Source organism: Pseudomonas sp. NPDC090203 (assembly GCF_044746765.1).
Taxonomy (GTDB): domain Bacteria; phylum Pseudomonadota; class Gammaproteobacteria; order Pseudomonadales; family Pseudomonadaceae; genus Aquipseudomonas; species Aquipseudomonas putida_AD.
Genome location: NZ_JBIVCV010000004.1, coordinates 100,529 through 116,364, shown reverse-complemented (window position 1 = coordinate 116,364; position 15,836 = coordinate 100,529). Strand labels below are relative to the sequence as shown.

At 60.9% G+C, this 15,836-nt stretch carries 13 protein-coding genes; 7 read left to right on the top strand and 6 right to left on the bottom strand.

Annotated elements, in window-relative coordinates; all coding sequences use genetic code 11:
- Positions 1 to 23: 23 nt before the first annotated feature.
- Positions 24 to 2,153, bottom strand: a complete 2,130-nt coding sequence (locus ACIPO9_RS08395) for a TonB-dependent receptor family protein (protein WP_400780010.1) — start codon at positions 2,151 to 2,153, stop codon at positions 24 to 26.
- A 227-nt stretch (positions 2,154 to 2,380) separates the two neighbouring features.
- Between ACIPO9_RS08395 and ACIPO9_RS08390 the strand changes: the two genes are divergently transcribed.
- A complete protein-coding gene (locus tag ACIPO9_RS08390; protein WP_400780008.1) occupies positions 2,381 to 3,160 on the top strand; it encodes a substrate-binding periplasmic protein in 780 nt (259 codons plus the stop codon).
- On the opposite strand, the gene ACIPO9_RS08385 is transcribed toward ACIPO9_RS08390, so the two are convergent.
- The 3 genes from ACIPO9_RS08385 to ACIPO9_RS08375 form a co-directional block, all read right to left on the bottom strand.
- Positions 3,135 to 5,087, bottom strand: coding sequence for a putative bifunctional diguanylate cyclase/phosphodiesterase (locus ACIPO9_RS08385; RefSeq protein ID WP_400780006.1), 1,953 nt, complete (start codon positions 5,085 to 5,087; stop codon positions 3,135 to 3,137). The two genes, ACIPO9_RS08390 and ACIPO9_RS08385, sit on opposite strands and share 26 nt — an antisense overlap.
- 513 nt (positions 5,088 to 5,600) lie before the next feature.
- Positions 5,601 to 5,984 (bottom strand): response regulator transcription factor, encoded by a 384-nt coding sequence (locus tag ACIPO9_RS08380; RefSeq protein ID WP_400780004.1) that lies wholly within the window; start codon positions 5,982 to 5,984, stop codon positions 5,601 to 5,603.
- Between the two features lie 97 nt (positions 5,985 to 6,081).
- On the bottom strand, positions 6,082 to 6,705 hold the full coding sequence (locus tag ACIPO9_RS08375; RefSeq protein ID WP_274131420.1) for a response regulator transcription factor: 624 nt from the start codon (positions 6,703 to 6,705) through the stop codon (positions 6,082 to 6,084).
- 380 nt (positions 6,706 to 7,085) lie between these two features.
- Between ACIPO9_RS08375 and ACIPO9_RS08370 the strand changes: the two genes are divergently transcribed.
- Together ACIPO9_RS08370 and ACIPO9_RS08365 are read left to right on the top strand one after the other, a co-directional pair.
- Positions 7,086 to 7,847, top strand: a complete 762-nt coding sequence (locus ACIPO9_RS08370) for an EAL domain-containing protein (RefSeq protein WP_400780002.1) — start codon at positions 7,086 to 7,088, stop codon at positions 7,845 to 7,847.
- A gap of 344 nt (positions 7,848 to 8,191) precedes the next feature.
- Positions 8,192 to 8,491: an RcnB family protein gene (locus tag ACIPO9_RS08365; RefSeq protein WP_274131219.1), complete on the top strand. Its 300-nt coding sequence runs from the start codon at positions 8,192 to 8,194 to the stop codon at positions 8,489 to 8,491.
- A 126-nt stretch (positions 8,492 to 8,617) separates the two neighbouring features.
- On the opposite strand, the gene ACIPO9_RS08360 is transcribed toward ACIPO9_RS08365, so the two are convergent.
- Positions 8,618 to 9,928: an OprD family outer membrane porin gene (locus ACIPO9_RS08360; protein ID WP_400780513.1), complete on the bottom strand. Its 1,311-nt coding sequence runs from the start codon at positions 9,926 to 9,928 to the stop codon at positions 8,618 to 8,620.
- 372 nt (positions 9,929 to 10,300) lie between these two features.
- On the opposite strand from ACIPO9_RS08360, the gene yghU reads away from it, so the two are divergent.
- A complete protein-coding gene (gene yghU, locus ACIPO9_RS08355) occupies positions 10,301 to 11,170 on the top strand; it encodes a glutathione-dependent disulfide-bond oxidoreductase (protein WP_400780000.1) in 870 nt (289 codons plus the stop codon).
- Positions 11,171 to 11,190: 20 nt separating this feature from the next.
- Here yghU and ACIPO9_RS08350 read toward each other — a convergent pair whose 3' ends face one another.
- The gene (locus ACIPO9_RS08350; protein WP_400779998.1) at positions 11,191 to 12,102 is read right to left on the bottom strand and encodes a LysR family transcriptional regulator; all 912 of its coding nucleotides are present in this window, start codon (positions 12,100 to 12,102) and stop codon (positions 11,191 to 11,193) included.
- 271 nt (positions 12,103 to 12,373) lie between these two features.
- Here ACIPO9_RS08350 and ACIPO9_RS08345 point away from each other — a divergent pair, with 271 nt between their 5' ends.
- The 3 genes from ACIPO9_RS08345 to ACIPO9_RS08335 all read left to right on the top strand — a co-directional run bounded on the left by ACIPO9_RS08345 (position 12,374) and on the right by ACIPO9_RS08335 (position 15,795).
- The gene (locus ACIPO9_RS08345) at positions 12,374 to 13,501 is read left to right on the top strand and encodes a metallophosphoesterase (protein ID WP_400779996.1); all 1,128 of its coding nucleotides are present in this window, start codon (positions 12,374 to 12,376) and stop codon (positions 13,499 to 13,501) included.
- A gap of 359 nt (positions 13,502 to 13,860) precedes the next feature.
- Positions 13,861 to 15,276, top strand: a complete 1,416-nt coding sequence (locus ACIPO9_RS08340; protein ID WP_274131222.1) for an MFS transporter — start codon at positions 13,861 to 13,863, stop codon at positions 15,274 to 15,276.
- Between the two features lie 87 nt (positions 15,277 to 15,363).
- Positions 15,364 to 15,795 carry a nuclear transport factor 2 family protein gene (locus ACIPO9_RS08335; RefSeq protein ID WP_400608397.1) on the top strand — a complete coding sequence of 144 codons (432 nt, stop codon included), beginning with the start codon at positions 15,364 to 15,366 and terminating at the stop codon, positions 15,793 to 15,795.
- Positions 15,796 to 15,836 lie beyond the last annotated feature (41 nt).

The window sequence follows — 15,836 nt, the reverse complement described above, 5'->3', positions numbered from 1 at the left end:
CTCAAACGCAGCCCACTCTACCCTCAAAACCGATAATCGAACCCCGCCCCCGCGTACCAGGACCGGCCCGGCGCGGCTTCGTAGTAGCGCGCGTTGCTGTCGCCGACGATGACCGAGCCTACGTATTGCCGATCCAGCAGGTTGTCCAGCCGCAGCAGTTGGTGGAAGGTCCAGTGGCCGTAATCCTGCTCGAAACGTGCACGCCAGTTGAACACCGTGTACGCGGGCGCCGCCTTGTCCTGATTGCTGTCCTCGACGTACACCTGGCTGCGGTACTGGGCCTCCAGGCCGGTGCTCATCCCGTCGCGAGGCTTCCACACCAGTTCGCCAAAAAGGCTGTTGAGGGGCACGCCCGGCAGTTGATTGCCCTTTTCGATGAGCTTGCCGCTCTGGGTGAAGTCCTCGTCGTAGGTCGCGTCCGTGCGGGTGTAGGCCAGGGTGGTCTGCCATTGCTCGCTGAGCTGGCTTTCCAGGCTGATCTCGACGCCCCGGCGCAGGGTTTTCCCGGCGTTGGTATAGCTGGTGCGGCCGTCGGCTGAGCTGGCGACGACGATCTCGTCCTCGGTGTGGATTTCGAACACCGCCGCGTTGAGGCGGGTGCCCTCCTCCAGGCGCGCCTTGAGGCCCATTTCGTACTGAGTGCTGGTGGCCGGATCGAGGCCGAAGTTGAAGCTTTCCGCCAGCCCCGGCGCGTAGGCCATCTCGGCCTGGGTCGGGGTTTCGAAGCCTTTGCCGACGCTGACATAGCCATGCAGGTCGGGGGTGAATGCATACATGACCGACAGCGACGGGGTGTTCTGCTGGTATTTCTTCGAACCGCTGCCATCACCGTTGGCCAGGTAATGATCATCCACATCCACATCCATGGTCATGGTGCTGTGGCGCACGCCGGCTTCCATGACCCAGTTGCCCAGCGCCCAATGGGCCTGAACGTAAGGATCGAGGCTGGTGGCGGTGTCCTGTTCGTCGCGGCGCAACTGGCCTTTGACGCCAAGCTGGCTGCCGCTGAAGTTCTGGTAGCCGCGACGATCATCCTGGCTGCGGTCGTAGTCCGCACCCACTGTCACTTTGAAATCTCCGGGCAGCGCGGACACCGGCTGAATCCAGCGCAGGGTGCCACCGTGAAACTCGCGGTCGAAGTCCACCACACCGCCGCCACGCTGGCTATTGGAGGCTACCGTGCGCGGAATCGACAAGTACTGGATGACGCTGCGCTGCCCGGCGTACAGGTTGAACTGCAAGGTGGCGTCGCCGAAATAACGCTCGTAATTCATGCCCAGTTGCTGATGATCGATGCTCTTGCGCGTGTTGTAGGTCTCTGCAACCGAGGCCACCGAACGCGGGTCGTGCTTGTAGGCATCCCAGGTCTGGCCGAGCGGGTCCTGGGTGTTGTTCTGCTCCAGGCTGCTGTAGATCAGCGCCAGGTGGGAGTCTTCGTCAGGGTTGAGCGTCAGCTTGCCGAAGGTCTGGTCACGCCGGGCCGCGCTGTGGTCGCGATAGCCATCGGTGTCCATGCGCGAGGCATCCAGCACGAAGCCTGCCGTCTCGTTGCCGCCCTGGGCCGACAGATGATTCTTGTTGAAGCCGTCGCTGCCAAAGGTGGTTTCTGCGCCGACAGTGGCCGGGCCCTGGCCGTCGCGGGTGAACATCTGGATCACGCCGCCGGCATTGCTGCCATAGATGGTCGAGGCCGGGCCGCGCAAGACTTCGATGCGGTCCGCCACATCGAGGTTAAGAGACGCCGCCTGCCCCTGGCCATCCGGGGTGCTGGCCGGGATGCCGTCACTGAACAGCTTCAAGCCACGGATGCCGAAGGCCGAGCGTGCGCCATATCCCCGCGAGGAAATCTGCAGATCCTGGGCGTAGTTCTGACGGTTCTGCACCACCAGCCCCGGCACCCGTGACAGCACTTCGGACAGGTTTACGCCCAGTTGGCCGTCGGTGCCTTTGGACAGATCTACGGTGTCGATGGAAAACGGCAGCTCGAAACTGGAGGCCGGCGCATAGCTGCCGGTGACCACGGTGGGCTCGGCAATTTCGACCGTCGAGGCAGTGGAGTCTGCATAGCCCAGGCTGCTCGTGCCTACGCCCCAGCAAAAGAGGGTCAGGTTGAGGGGGACGCTCAAGCTGGAGCGGGTAAAGCGAGGTGACATCTGAAACTTCCTGTTTTAGCGGGCAGCGCATAGGCGATGATCAAGGGGGGGCGCGATTATCCGTGGTCCCGGCGCCGGTTGCACCCCCGCAGACGCATTTCCCGAGGCCTTCCTAAAATGAACTCCCGCAAGCTGCAGCCCCCTAACCAGAAACACCTACAATAACCACCTGAAATCCAACGCTGGTCGCGCTTGTACCCGCAAGCCCCGGCGATGAGAGGTATGCAATGGCTCACGCTTTCCTGAAAGGCCTGGTCGCGATTCTGCTGGCGGGAGCCACGAGCCTGGCGGCTGCGGATGAGCCCGCGATCCGGGTGGTCACCGAAGAGCTTCCCCCGTACAACATGTCCGAGAACGGAGGCGTGACGGGGCTGAGCACGGAGATCGTGCGGACAGTCATGAAAGGCGTGGGGGCCTCTGCGAACATCGAGGTCCTGCCTTGGGCACGGGCCTATGACCTGGCGCTGCACACCGAAAACGTGCTGATCTACTCCATCGCCAGGACGGCCGAGCGCGAGCCTCTGTTCAAATGGGTCGGCGCCATCGCACCGACGCGATGGTACCTCTTCAGCCTGTCGGATCGCCCGATTCAGTTGACGTCCCTGGACGATGCCCGCCGCTATCACATCGCAACCGTCAACCAGGACGTCGGCGAGCAATACCTGATCGCCCATGGATTCGAGGTGGGCAAGGAGTTGCAGTCCAGCAGCATGTACGAGAACAACTACCGCAAGCTTAAAGTGGATCACGTCGAGCTGTGGATTTCCAACGAGTTGAACGCCATCAACCTGATGCGCAAGAACGGTGACGATCCCGACACCACCATGGTGCGCTCATTGCCCCTGCCTGAACTGTCGAGTGAGAACGGGCTGTACATGGCGTTCAGCCCGGGCACGCCGGACGAAACGGTGAACCGCTTCAAGGCCGAGCTTGAAAGGATCCGGCGCGACGGTACCTATGCAGCCATCCTCGACAAATGGCTCAAGGGTGCCGGGCCTGCGCATTGACTCGGCCCCTGTCGCGCAGCCAGGCCACCGAGTCCTCGGGCGACATCGGTTTGGCGATCAGATAGCCCTGCACCAGCACGCAGCCCAACCTTCTCAAGACTTCAAGTTCTTGCGCGGTTTCCACGCCTTCGCTCACACACTCCAGGCCCATGTCGGCGCTCAGCGCCAGCAGCGACTTGACGATCTTGTAGCTGGCCGGATTGCTCTGAATGTTGGTAATGAATGAGCGGTCGATCTTGAGCTTGGTCAGCGCCAGCCCGTGCAACTGACTGAGGCTGGAATAGCCGGTGCCGAAGTCATCCAGCGAGATGCCGCAGCCCAGGGTGCGAAAGGTCTGGACAGCCCACTGGGCCTGCTCGATGTCCTGAATCACGGCTGTCTCGGTGATCTCGAAATCAATGCGAGCCGGATCGATTCCGCTTTCCTCGATCAGCCTGACGAGGGTGCGCACCGCTTCCCTGGAGCCGCAATCATGGGCCGACAGGTTGAACGCCAGGCGCACATCGTGCGGCCATGCCATCGCCCCGGCCAGGGCCTTCCTGAGCAAGGGCACGGTCAAGCGGTTGATCAGCCCCAGACGTTCAGCGACGGGTATGAATTGACCGGGGGCCACCGGGCCGAGCTGAGGGCTCGTCCAGCGAGCCAAGGCTTCGAACGCCACCGTGTTGCCCGAGCGGATGTCGAGAATCGGCTGGTAGACGACACTGAATTCCTGCGCCACATCGGCCTTGCGCAACCCCTGCTCCGTGCGGATATCGCGGTTCAGGTCCAGGTAGTGGGCCGCCGAAAACTGGCAGATGCTGCCCGGCCCTTCGCGCTTGCTCTGGTACAGCGCGTAGTCGGCGAACTCGTAGGCCTGGGTGGCATCGCTGGCCATGTCCGGGTAGATCACAAAGCCCAACGAGGCACTGATGGACACCTGAATGTCACCGATGCTGAAGGGCTCTTGGAGTAACGTCTGGATGTCATTCCCCAGCGCGGCCAACACGTCCTGTGACGCATCTTTTTTCAGCAGGCCGAACTCGTCGCCGCCCAGACGCGCCATGTGCAGGCCGTCGCTTTCGTAGCCCATCAGGCGCTGCCCCACCTGAAACAGCAGCTTGTCACCGACGCTGTGGCCATAGAGATCGTTGACCGGCTTGAAGCCGTCGAGATCGATGAGGCCTACGGCAAAACGTGACTGCTCCTCGGAGGCACTGGCCAGATGATCGTCCAGCAAAGCGAAAAACTGCCGACGGTTCGGCAGTCCGGTGAGGCTGTCCTGATTGGCCAGCCGTTCATTGTCGGCGCTGAGTTTCTCGGTATGGGCCTGGATGTTCACCAGCCGGGTGAAATCCTTGTAATGGTCTTGAAGCACCCAGATCATTGCGGCAGACACCAGCAGTACGTTGACTGCCATCGCCATGTAAACGTAAGTGCCGGTGGACACGAAAAAGCCGATGAAGGCGATGTTGACCACGGCCGTGGTGATCAGGGCGGCGGAACGCAGGTGCATCATGCAGAAGATGCAGGCGATCACGGTGATCGCCATGTAGAACGCAATGTGCGAACGGGAGTAGGCATCGCCGTAGGGATACAGCGCCAACGCCCAGGCCGTGAAGCCAAACGCCAGGAACACCGCCAGCCGATTGGTGCGGGTGAGGGTCTGCAGGATGGCGTCAGGGTGGGCCGGCACACCGCGCTTGCGCCACCACAGCATGGCCCGCAGGCTACCGACCCCGGTCAGAAGCGCAGGCAGGTACACCGCGAGCCAGCGCGGGGCCAGATGCACGTGGGTGAAGGCCAAGGCGATGGTGTTCACCAGCAGGATGACGTACATCACCGGCAGTTGCCGGGACAGTGCAACGTACTGCGCATTCAGCAGTTTTGCGTTGTCACGGTCCACGGAAAACAGTGCCCTGAACCGCGAGAAAAGGTTGTCTCTCATTGATCGGGAAGTCCCGCAGCGTTCACAACCGTTACCATTTCAACTTTCCACCGGTTCTATCGACGTTGTTCAGGATCATTCCTGTGTACTCGGCTTGCCTGCCCATTTCTGAAGACCGTTCGTAAGTAAGGCGCAGACATGATGTTCAACACGTTTTTCAAGGCCGCTGGATGAATGGAAAGATTCGAAGTTCGCACTCGAGCGGATTGATTTTTATCCGTTCTTGGCGCGTTACCGGAAGTCTGTAGGAGCGCGCTTGCCCGCGATGGCGGTGGGTCATTCGACATCGAGGCGTCTGGCCTGGCGCGTTCGCGGGCAAGCGCGCTCCTACGGGGATCGGTGGTCACGCCACCTGAGAACAACCCACACCCCGTAGCAGTCCGGCTTGCCGGCGACAGCGATCTTGAAAACGCCGACGCCGGCAAGCCGTGCTGCTACGGATGATCTGCACCGATCTTGTAGGAGCGCGCTTGCCCGCGATGGCGGTGGGTCATTCGACATCGAGGCGTGGGGTCACGCCTCGGAACGTCCGGAATTCAAGGCAGCCTGGATGCACGCGACAAGGGGTTGTTCGTCGAACGGCTTGGTCAGATACCCCGCAGCCCCGAGGCGTTGCGCCGCGAGCCTGGGCGCGGGCTCGGCGGAGGCTGTCATGAAGATCACCGGTATCTGGACGCCCTGCGCGATGAGGTGCTCGCACATGTTCAGGCCACTCATGCCCGGCATCTGTATGTCAGATATCAGGCAATCGGTGACTCCCATGAGTTCAGAGCAGAGGAAGTGTTCGGCGCTGTCGAACAACTGAATGGTGTACCCATACGAACGCAGCAGACTGCCGAGAGAGAGCCGAACATCATCATCATCGTCGACAATCGATATAATCGCAGGAGTGGGCAATTTACGTACCTTGCGTTGATAAGGTACAAGTCAAATGACTTCGCCTGCTCGCACAATACGCCTTCACATTTCCCGCTTAATCATACTTGCGTATAAATCAACGCTTGATGGCCAGGTTCAATGTCTCAGCCATGCGCACCAGTTCGGCGAAGGTCTTGGCTTGCATCTTTCGCATGACACTGGCCCGATGGATTTTCACGGTGATTTCACTCAGGCACACCTCACCTGCGATCTGCTTGTTCATCAATCCCGACGCTGCCAGCGCCATGATGCCCTGCTCCCGCACAGTCAGGCTCTGGTAGCGGCTGCGCAGGCCGGCCAGCCCTTTGTTGACCTCGCGCTGTTCCAGATCCTTGCTCAATGCCAAAGCGACGGCATCCAGCAGGTCCTGCTCGCGAAACGGCTTGGCCAGAAAATCGATCGCGCCGGCTTTCATCGCACGTACCGTCATGGCGATGTCGCCATGCCCGGTCATGAAGACGATTGGCACGGTTTCCTCTTTCCTGACCAGTTCATTCTGGAAATCCAGCCCGCTGACACCTTGAAGCCTCACGTCCAGAACCAGGCAACACGGCGCATCCGGCCGCTTGAAATCAAGAAAATCCGCCACTGACGCGAAGATTTCCACGCGCAGGCCGATTGAACGAAGCAAGCTGCTCAAGGACTCGCGCAGCAGTTGATCGTCATCGACAATGTAGACGATGGAGGCTGGGGTAGTCATTTCGCCAACGGCCTGAAGTGTGCCCACGGTTATCATTCCTTGTTCGTAAAGAGCCTGACGCCCGGAACGCGCAACGCCTCTGGGTGGTGCACCGCGGGTGCAGACCAGTTGTGCAGACATCACCCCTTACCCCCACTCACGCACTGTCTTCTGTCGCCGCGCCAGGCGAATGTACAGGCGACCTACTGTAAAAAGTTACTGCGCAGGTCGATAGGACATAAACCCCTGTATTTCAGCCATTTGTTCAGACACATACATTCGTGATCGCCGTCCGCAGCGTTGAACGAGAGGCCTACCCAAGGCCGGTTTTCACTGTAAAGTGAGCGTGCTGAATATCCTGTGCAAGCGCACTGTGACTGGCCGTCGTATCTGGAAAACCTATGGCAGAACAAATACCGTTGATTCCATTCAAATCGGTTGGGTGCGCTGAGTGTCGGAACCTCGATAACCTGGGTTTCAGCTTCACCATGGCGTTCCAGCCAATCTTCAATGTCAGGACAGGCTTGCCGTACGCCTACGAAGCCCTTGTTCGTGGGCTCAATGGCGAATCCGCTGCCAGCATCCTGGGACTGGTGAATGATCAAAACCGATACCGCTTTGATCAGGCGTGCCGGGTGCGAGCCATTGAGCTCGCGGCGGAACTGGGCCTCCCCGCGATCCCGGACTGCAAGCTCAGCATCAACTTCCTTCCCAATGCCGTGTACAGGGCCGAAACCTGCATTCGTGCAACACTGGAAGCTGCCCGCACGTTTGACTTCCCGGTTGAGCGCCTGATGTTCGAGGTCACCGAAGGGGAGCGAGTCGACGACCCTGATCACCTGAAATCCATCTTTCAGGAGTACGAGCGCCAGGGTTTCACGACCGCAATCGACGATTTTGGGTCAGGGTATTCCGGACTCAACTTCCTCGCGATGTTTCAGCCCAACGTTCTCAAGATCGACATGGCGCTGACACGCGGTATTGACCGGGATGGAGTACGGCGCGCCATTGTTGAAGGCATCGTACTGGTATCTGAGCGGCTGGGTATTACGGTCGTGGCCGAAGGCATCGAAACGCTTGAAGAACGAGACACGCTGCTGGCGTTGGGCGTCGATCTCATGCAGGGCTTTCTTTTTGCCAAACCCACAGTGGGCAAACTGTAGACAATGCCGCAGGCGTTGATCCCTGCATCTCGCCGCACCTGATCCAGGCCTCTGCACGCCCCGGTTCCGCCCTGCCCGTTGGCAAGCCGGCGGGCGCCCCTTTCGCACTCGTCGGCGCGGCCTGTAACCCGGTTGGCGAGTCGATGTCGATGTCAGACGCTCGGTCCGGTGATCTTTTTATTCTGAACCATACAGGGCTGAAGGACTCAGCTTAATGGACGGATGCGACATCAGAATCTCCCATGTTCGCCTGGATACTCCGGGTTCTGATCTCTCCCGCTGGGCGATGGTCCTGGAAGCTGATGACTCGACATCCTCAAATTTCCCCACCAAAGGAATGATCCATGACGTCCAAACTCTCAATCGCTGCTTTATCCATCACTCTATTCTGCGCGGTTTCAAGCGTTTCCTACGCGGCTGATGAACCTGGCGTGACGCTCAATCGCCCTGGAACCGGGGACAGGGAATACAAAGTGGGCGATCCCGTGCCCGACGAATATCAACGTGAAAGCATGGAAGTCAAAGACTGGAAAAGTCGGCACTTGAAGGCGCCCGCCGAGCACGAGCAATGGGTGCAAATCAACGGCAAATATGCCTTGATCAGTGTGCCGACGGGCACCATCAAGGAAATGGTCAACAAGTGATCGGGAGGCGTTCAGCCATATCGCCACCAAGCTTGGCAGTCGGCGCCGCATTCACGAAAAGCCCGTGCAGGGCACGGGCAACTTCCTGGCTCAAGCGCCACAGGATGCGGTCCTGCCTGCCTTGAATCAAAAGAACGCGTAGGTGTAGTTGAAGATCAGTCGGGTCTGGTTGGTGTCGACAATCGGACTGCCGCCGCCACGGTAGATGCCGTGGCGCAGGGTGGTCCCAAAGCCCTTCAACGGCCCGGATGGCACCACGTAATCGACGCGCATGTCAGTTTCCCACTCGTGGGTGTCAGGGCCGGTGCCATTGGCGGCCCTGGCGTCTTCACCACGCAGGTAGGCCACCGAGGTCTTCAGGCCCGGCACCCCGACGCTGGAGAAATCATAGGCGTACTGGGCCATGGTGGTGTTCTCGCCAGCGCGGGAGAAGTTGCCCACCACCGCGTCCGACCAGGAGTAGAACGACGCCCCGCCCTCCCCGTCGTTGCGCCCGCGACCATCGACCACGTTGGCCTGGTTAGCCCAGACGAAGCCGCCATCACTGGACACATGCTGGTAGCCCAGACTCAGGCTATGGCCATACAGGGTGTAGGTGAATGTGGCAATGCCGGTGTCGTTGTCCACCTCGCCCGGATTCTTCGCGTAGCCACCGTTGTTGTTGAAGCGGAAGCCGACATCGCCGTTGGCCCCGTCCGAGCGGCTTCTGAAATAGCGCAGGTCAGTCTTGAAGCTCTGGCTCTCGCTGATCGGCAGGACATGCTGCAGGCCGAAGAAATGCTGGGTGTAGAAGTCTTCAAGGTTGGCGTAGTAGTACTGCAGCGTGAGGTTTTTCGTAGCCTTCCAGTCACCACCAGCGAAGCGGAATTTGTTGCTGTCACGTGTAGCACCGGCTACCGACAGGCCCGAACTGTTAGTTGAGGCTCGGCCCCGAGCGCTCTCGATCTGCCCACCCGTGAGGGTGAGGTTGTCGATTTCCCTTGAGCTGAACATGAACCCACCGAACGTCTGCGGCAGCAGGCGGCTCTCGTTGGCGATCAGGATTGGCAGGTTCGGCGACAACGTGTTGCCGTAGCGCAGCTCGGTTTTCGAGAAACGCAGCTTGGCTGTGGCCCCCCCGGCACTCCACTCATGGGGCGCCGAACCATCGCTGTCGCTGGGGGTGAAGGTGTTGCTGTCCGGGTGGTGGCCCTTGCCGCCATCCAGGTGGATGCCGACCAGGCCCTGCAGGTCTAGACCGAAGCCTACGGTGCCCTCGGTGAAACCGGACAGGTAATCAACCTTGAACGCCTGCGCCCACTCGCGCTGGTCTTTGCCGCCTTCGTGGTTGTCGACGTTGTAATAATAGTTGCGCGCGTTGACCGTCAACTTGCTGTCTTCGATGAACCCTGCGTGAACCACCTGTGCAACCCCAAGGGCTGCGGTGGTCATCATCAGGCGCGCGGGGAATCTGTTTTTTCTGCTCATTGTCCTGCTCACTCTTGTTGTGTTGCGTGCAGCCGATACCGCCGGAATTATTGTTCGGGTTCTGCGCGATGGGCGCAGTGCCCAACCGGTCAGAGGCTGTGGCGGAGCAAGGCTAGAGCAGGCAGCGACCGGCAAATAGCGGGGCTGCGGACAAACAGTTTTTACATGCTGGGGGGTAATCGGCAGCGTAGACAGCAACAAGGCGGACAGCCGATCCCCATTGTTCAGCCTGCGGAAAACTCATTTCGGCGCCGGGGCGTATAAGCAAACGGTCGGTCTGGATAGAGTCCTGCCATCTCGATTTCCCCTATCTCCCGTCATTCGGGACCCCAGGAGTTTCCAATGGCAGACACCGCGCAAGACAATCAGCCCGCCGGCTATATGCCTGACAAGATATGGCAACCGAAGACCGAGTACGGCGGCCAATTCGCAAGCATCAACCGCCCTGACTCGGGCGCGCGATTCGACCAGCCGCTGCCAGTCGGCAAGCACCCGCTTCAGCTGTATTCCCAAGGCACCCCCAACGGGCAGAAGGTGACGATTCTGCTGGAGGAATTGCTGGCGCTGGGGCACACGGGCGCCGAGTACGATGCCTGGCTGATCGACATCTTCAAGGGCGATCAGTTTGGCAGCGGGTTCGTCGGCATCAACCCGAACTCGAAGATCCCGGCGCTGGTGGACCGTTCGATGAACCCTGCCCTGCCCGTCTTTGAAAGCGGCTCCATCCTCGTCTACCTGGCGGAGCGCTTCGGCGAGTTCCTGCCGACAGAGCCACGAGCACGGGCGCAGACCTTCAACTGGCTGATGTGGCAGATGGGCACCGCGCCTTTCGTGGGCGGCGGGCTGGGCCACTTCTACGCTTACGCGCCGATCAAGATCGAATACGCCATCGACCGCTACGCCATGGAAACCAAGCGCCAGTTGCACGTGCTGGACACCCATCTGGCAACGCGGGAATACCTGGCGGGCGATCAATACACCATCGCCGACATGGCGGTGTGGCCGTGGCATCCGGGCAGCCTGTTTGGCGTCTACAACACTCACCAGTACCTCGACGTCGAGCAGTACAGCCACCTGCTGCGCTGGTATCACGCCATTGCCGCACGCCCCGCCGTGGCCCGGGGCCGCATCGTTAATCGCACGTCCGATGCACCGGGAACCTTTCTGCGCGAGCGTCACGACGCGGCTGATTTCGTGCCGTTTTTCAAGTAGTCACTCCGGTGTGGCCGTGGTCAGTGCAGGGTGCTGGTGTTCGCGCACAGCTCGGCGATCCAGTCGACGAACACCCGCACCTTGGTCGAGAGGTGACGGTTTTCCGGGTACACGGCGTACAGCGGCAGCGGCTCGTTGGCCCAGTCGTCGAGCACGGTAACCAGACGGCCCTCCCGCACCCAGGGCGCCAGCAGGAAATCCGCCATCTGGATAATACCCAGTCCCGACAGGCCTGCTGCGGTGTAGGCATAGCTGTCGCTCAAGGCGACAGGGCTGGACAGGGCCAACTGCACACGCTCCTCATCCCGGGTGAAATACCAGTCGAACATCTTGCCGGTGCGCGCGGAGAAGTAATTCACGCAACGGTGCTGCGTCAGATCGTTGGGGTGCAGCGGGCGGCCATGGCGTTCCAGGTAGGCCGGCGAGGCACAGGTGGCGTAGTGCATCGTCCCGACAGGCCGGGCGATCAGGCGCGAATCGGCAAGCTGTCGGCCGCCGCGTATGGCGCAGTCCACGCCCTCTTCGACCAGGTCCACCGGGCGGTCGCTGCACCCCAGTTCCAGTTGAATGTCCGGATAGCGCTCGAAGAAATCCGGCAGCGCCGGGACAATCACTTCGCTGGCAAGGCCGGTCGGCACATCGACCCTCAAGCGCCCTGAAGGGCTCAGACGGCTTTGCGAGACGGCCTCTTCGGCGTCACGCACCTCGCGCAATATGCGCAGGCAGCGCTCGTGGAACGATGCGCCGTCGGCGGTGACGCTGACGTGGCGTGTCGTACGGTTCAGCAGCTTGACCGACAGTGACGCTTCCAGCGACTGAATGAGGGTGGTGACAGTCGCTTTCGGCAACTTCATGTTTTCCGCCGCGCGGGTGAACCCTCCCGTGTCCACGACCTGGACGAAGACTTCCATTGCCAGCAATTTGTTGATCAAGGTCCTGGCCCCTGGCCGTGGGTGAAAGCCCATCATAAAGGGCGACAGCGCAAAGGGGGTCGATTTTCAGGAGGCTGACCGCGACCCCGTAGCAGCCGGGCTTGCCCGCGGGTGGGCCTCAAGGTCGCCCCGCCGGCAAGCCGTGCTGCTACGGGACGGTGTAATCTGCCAGCATGCAGGCAATGAAAACGGGGAACCTCTCTCACTGGACGTTTTCAGAGCTTTGTTGCGAAGCGAGCGCACGGACCACCACGGCCACTGGAGCAACCCGATGTTTCACCTGATGTTCACCACCCCTTGCCTGTATGTGATCGTGCGGTTCATCTGGCCGATGCCCTGGCCGCTGGCAGCCCGGCTGGCCGGTGCGCTGTTGCTGCTGCTCGCCTCGCAATATCACCTGTATTCCCGGCTCTCGTCCGGCAGCGTGTTCGACCCGGAATTTCCCCGTGCGGTAGTGATCCTCTTCAACTGGGCGTTTGGCGCGATATTGCTCATCGCGGTGCTGCAGATCGTGCTGGACCTGGGCACGCTGTTGACGATGCTGGTTCGCCAGCGCTGGCTGACCATCCCTGCCACCCTGCGTTATGCCGCAGGCAGCGCCGCGCTGGTGCTGGCGGCCATAGGCGTGCATCAGGCGATGCGCGTGCCGCCGGTGAAGGACATCGAGGTCGCCATCAAGAACCTGCCCCCGCAGTTCGAGGGCTACAAGATGTTGCAACTCACCGACATGCACATCAGCCGGCTGTTCGACGAGCCGTGGGCGCGCGCGGTGGTCAAGCGCTCCAACGCGCTGGGGGTGGACCTGATCGTGGTCACCGGTGACCTGATTGACGGCCCGATCAGCGCCCGTACCCGCGACGTGGCGCCGCTGCACGACCTGTACGCCACCGACGGGGTGTTCGTGATCCCGGGCAACCATGAATACTTCTTCGATAACGAAGCCTGGATGCAGTACTTCGTGTCACTGGGCATGACGCGCCTGAACAACAGCCATGCGCTGATCGAACGGGGCGGCGCGCAGCTGATACTGGCCGGCGTGACGGACCTCAGTGCGCCACGGGCGGGGCTGCCCGGGCCGGACCTCAAACAAGCGCTGACCGGCGCCCCCGCCAACACGCCGATCATCCTGCTCGACCACCAGCCTCGCAACGCCCGGCAATCCGCTCGGCACGGCGTGGCGTTGCAGCTGTCGGGCCACACCCACGGCGGCATGATCCGCCCCCTCGCCCCGTTCATCGCCCGGGCCAACGAAGGCTTCGTGTCCGGGTTTTATGACGTCGACGGCATGCAGCTCTACGTCAACAACGGCACCGCCCTCTGGCCCGGATTCGCCTTGCGCCTGGGCGTCCCTTCGGAGTTGACGCGGATCACCCTCAAACGAGCCGTGGGCCCAGGCTGAAAAGTCGCAGCCTTCTCACTGCCAAAGATTGACAGCCGCAGGGAACGCTGGCTATAAATAGGGTGTTGTACGACGACAGACGATAAATCGTCCGTTCACCTCTAAAAATAAAAAATGAGTGTCGGTCACCACCATGAATTCGACTTCCTTGCTCATCTCCCCGAATGCCCTGCCCTGGGCCACTCATTTGCTACGTCAGCGTTATGCCATATCGGGTCCTCCCGAGAATCTGGTTGCCACCCCGCCGCACCGCACTTGTTAGACGTCTGACTCCAGAGCCTCGCGCTCCGGAGACGTACACGTGCACTCTCGTAAAACAGGCGAGAGACCATCACCCCTCCAAGAATAAAAGTGATGCCATGAACCCGAACGAATCCACCCATCCGCAAAGCCTCACCCGGGCGGCAACCCGGTCTGTCGGTAAATACCGCTGGACCATCTGCGCGCTGCTGTTTTTCGCCACCACGGTCAACTACCTGGATCGCCAGGTGCTCAGCCTGCTGGCGCCGGACCTGTCCACGGAGTTTGGCTGGAGCAACACCGACTACGCCAACATTGCCTCGGTGTTCCAGTTCGTCTATGCCATCGCGATGATCTTCGCCGGGCGCGTGGTCGACAAGATCGGCACCAAGACCGCGTACGTAGTGGCCATCGGCGTCTGGTCCACCGGCGCGGTCATGCATGCGTTCGCGGTGCCGTTGGGCCAGGGGATCGGCGCGATCACCACCGCCTTGGGCTTCGCGGCGATTCCGGTGTCCATTGCAGGTTTCATGCTGTCACGGGCAGTGCTGGCCATCGGTGAGGCGGGGAACTTCCCGATCGCGATCAAGGCCACGGCCGAGTACTTCCCGAAGAAAGAGCGCTCGTTCGCCACCGGGATCTTCAACTCCGGCGCCAACGTCGGCGCGATCGCAGCGCCCATCTGCGTGCCGCTGATCGCAGCGATGTGGGGTTGGGAATCGGCGTTCATCGTGATCGGCCTGCTGGGCTTCGTATGGCTCGGCTTCTGGGTGGCGATGTACGACAAACCGGATCAGCAGAAGCGTCTGACTGAAGATGAACTGGCCTACATCCGCAGCGACGAGGCCGAGCAGGTCAAGGCCGCTCCGGTGCCGGGCGCGCCTGCCAAGAAAGTCTCGTGGTTCAAGCTCCTGACCTACCGCCAGACCTGGGCCTTTGCCTTCGGCAAGTTCATGACCGACGGCGTGTGGTGGTTCTTCCTGTTCTGGCTGCCAACATACCTGTCTGCGCAATACGGCATGAAAGGCGCGGCCATCGTGATGCCCCTGTTCGTGCTGTACAGCATGACCATGGTCGGCAGCATCGGCGGCGGCTGGTTCCCGAGCTACTTCATGGCCCGCGGCGACAAGCCCTACGACGGCCGCATGAAAGCCATGTTCGTGATCGCCCTGTTCCCGCTGCTGGTGCTGCTGGCGCAACCTCTGGGCTACATCAGCTTCTGGGTGCCGGTGCTGCTGATCGGCATCGGCGCATCGGCACACCAGGCGTGGTCCTGCAACATCTTCACCACGGTTTCCGACATGTTCCCGCAGAAGACCGTGGCTTCCGTGGTCGGCATCGGTGGCATGGCGGGCGGCCTGGGCGGCGTGGTCATGACCAAGATCGGCGGCTGGGTGTTCGACTACTACAAGTCGATCAACGACATCCACACCGGCTACATGATCATGTTCGCGATCTGCGCCCTGGCGTACCTCGTCGCCTGGAGTGTGATGAAGGCCCTGGTGCCACGCCACAAGGAAATCACCGATCTCTGATCGGCCCTCTACAACCGGATTCTCACGGTCGCCCGTGGATACAGGCGGGGCGCATATCGCCCCGATTACAACAAAAAGGAAATATCGATGACCAGGTCCAGACTGCTGTTGGGTTTTGTATGTTTGTTTTCGGGCTATGTCGCCGCAGCACCGTCTGCGGACGAACAGGATGTCGCCAAGGCTGTCGATAAAATGACCCAGGCGATGCTGCACAAGGACACCAAGGCCCTGGCCGCCCTGACCTCGGACAAGGTCACCTATGGCCATTCCAGCGGCAAGATCCAGAACAAGGATGAGTTCATCGCCGACATCGAAACCGGCCGCAGCGGCTTCAAGACGCTGCAGATGCTCAACCAGAAAATCACCATGGACGGCGACGTCGCCCTGGTGCGCAACCACTTCTCCGCCCAGGCGGTGAACAGTGGCGTGGAAGTCCCGACCGAGATCGAGAACTTCCAGATCTGGCAGAAACAGAAAGGCCAGTGGCTGCTGATCGGCCGTCAGGCTTTCAAGTTCTGATCCAGTTGCAGCGGCCTGTCGGCGCGGGTGATCGTTGATCG

Coding starts and splice junctions, on each gene's coding strand:
- ACIPO9_RS08395 (WP_400780010.1), bottom strand. CDS start 2,153: ATGTCACCTCGCTTTACCCGCTCCAGCTTGAGCGTCCCCCTCAACCTG.
- ACIPO9_RS08390 (WP_400780008.1), top strand. CDS start 2,381: ATGGCTCACGCTTTCCTGAAAGGCCTGGTCGCGATTCTGCTGGCGGGA.
- ACIPO9_RS08385 (WP_400780006.1), bottom strand. CDS start 5,087: ATGAGAGACAACCTTTTCTCGCGGTTCAGGGCACTGTTTTCCGTGGAC.
- ACIPO9_RS08375 (WP_274131420.1), bottom strand. CDS start 6,705: ATGACTACCCCAGCCTCCATCGTCTACATTGTCGATGACGATCAACTG.
- ACIPO9_RS08370 (WP_400780002.1), top strand. CDS start 7,086: ATGGCAGAACAAATACCGTTGATTCCATTCAAATCGGTTGGGTGCGCT.
- ACIPO9_RS08365 (WP_274131219.1), top strand. CDS start 8,192: ATGACGTCCAAACTCTCAATCGCTGCTTTATCCATCACTCTATTCTGC.
- yghU (WP_400780000.1), top strand. CDS start 10,301: ATGGCAGACACCGCGCAAGACAATCAGCCCGCCGGCTATATGCCTGAC.
- ACIPO9_RS08345 (WP_400779996.1), top strand. CDS start 12,374: ATGTTTCACCTGATGTTCACCACCCCTTGCCTGTATGTGATCGTGCGG.
- ACIPO9_RS08340 (WP_274131222.1), top strand. CDS start 13,861: ATGAACCCGAACGAATCCACCCATCCGCAAAGCCTCACCCGGGCGGCA.
- ACIPO9_RS08335 (WP_400608397.1), top strand. CDS start 15,364: ATGACCAGGTCCAGACTGCTGTTGGGTTTTGTATGTTTGTTTTCGGGC.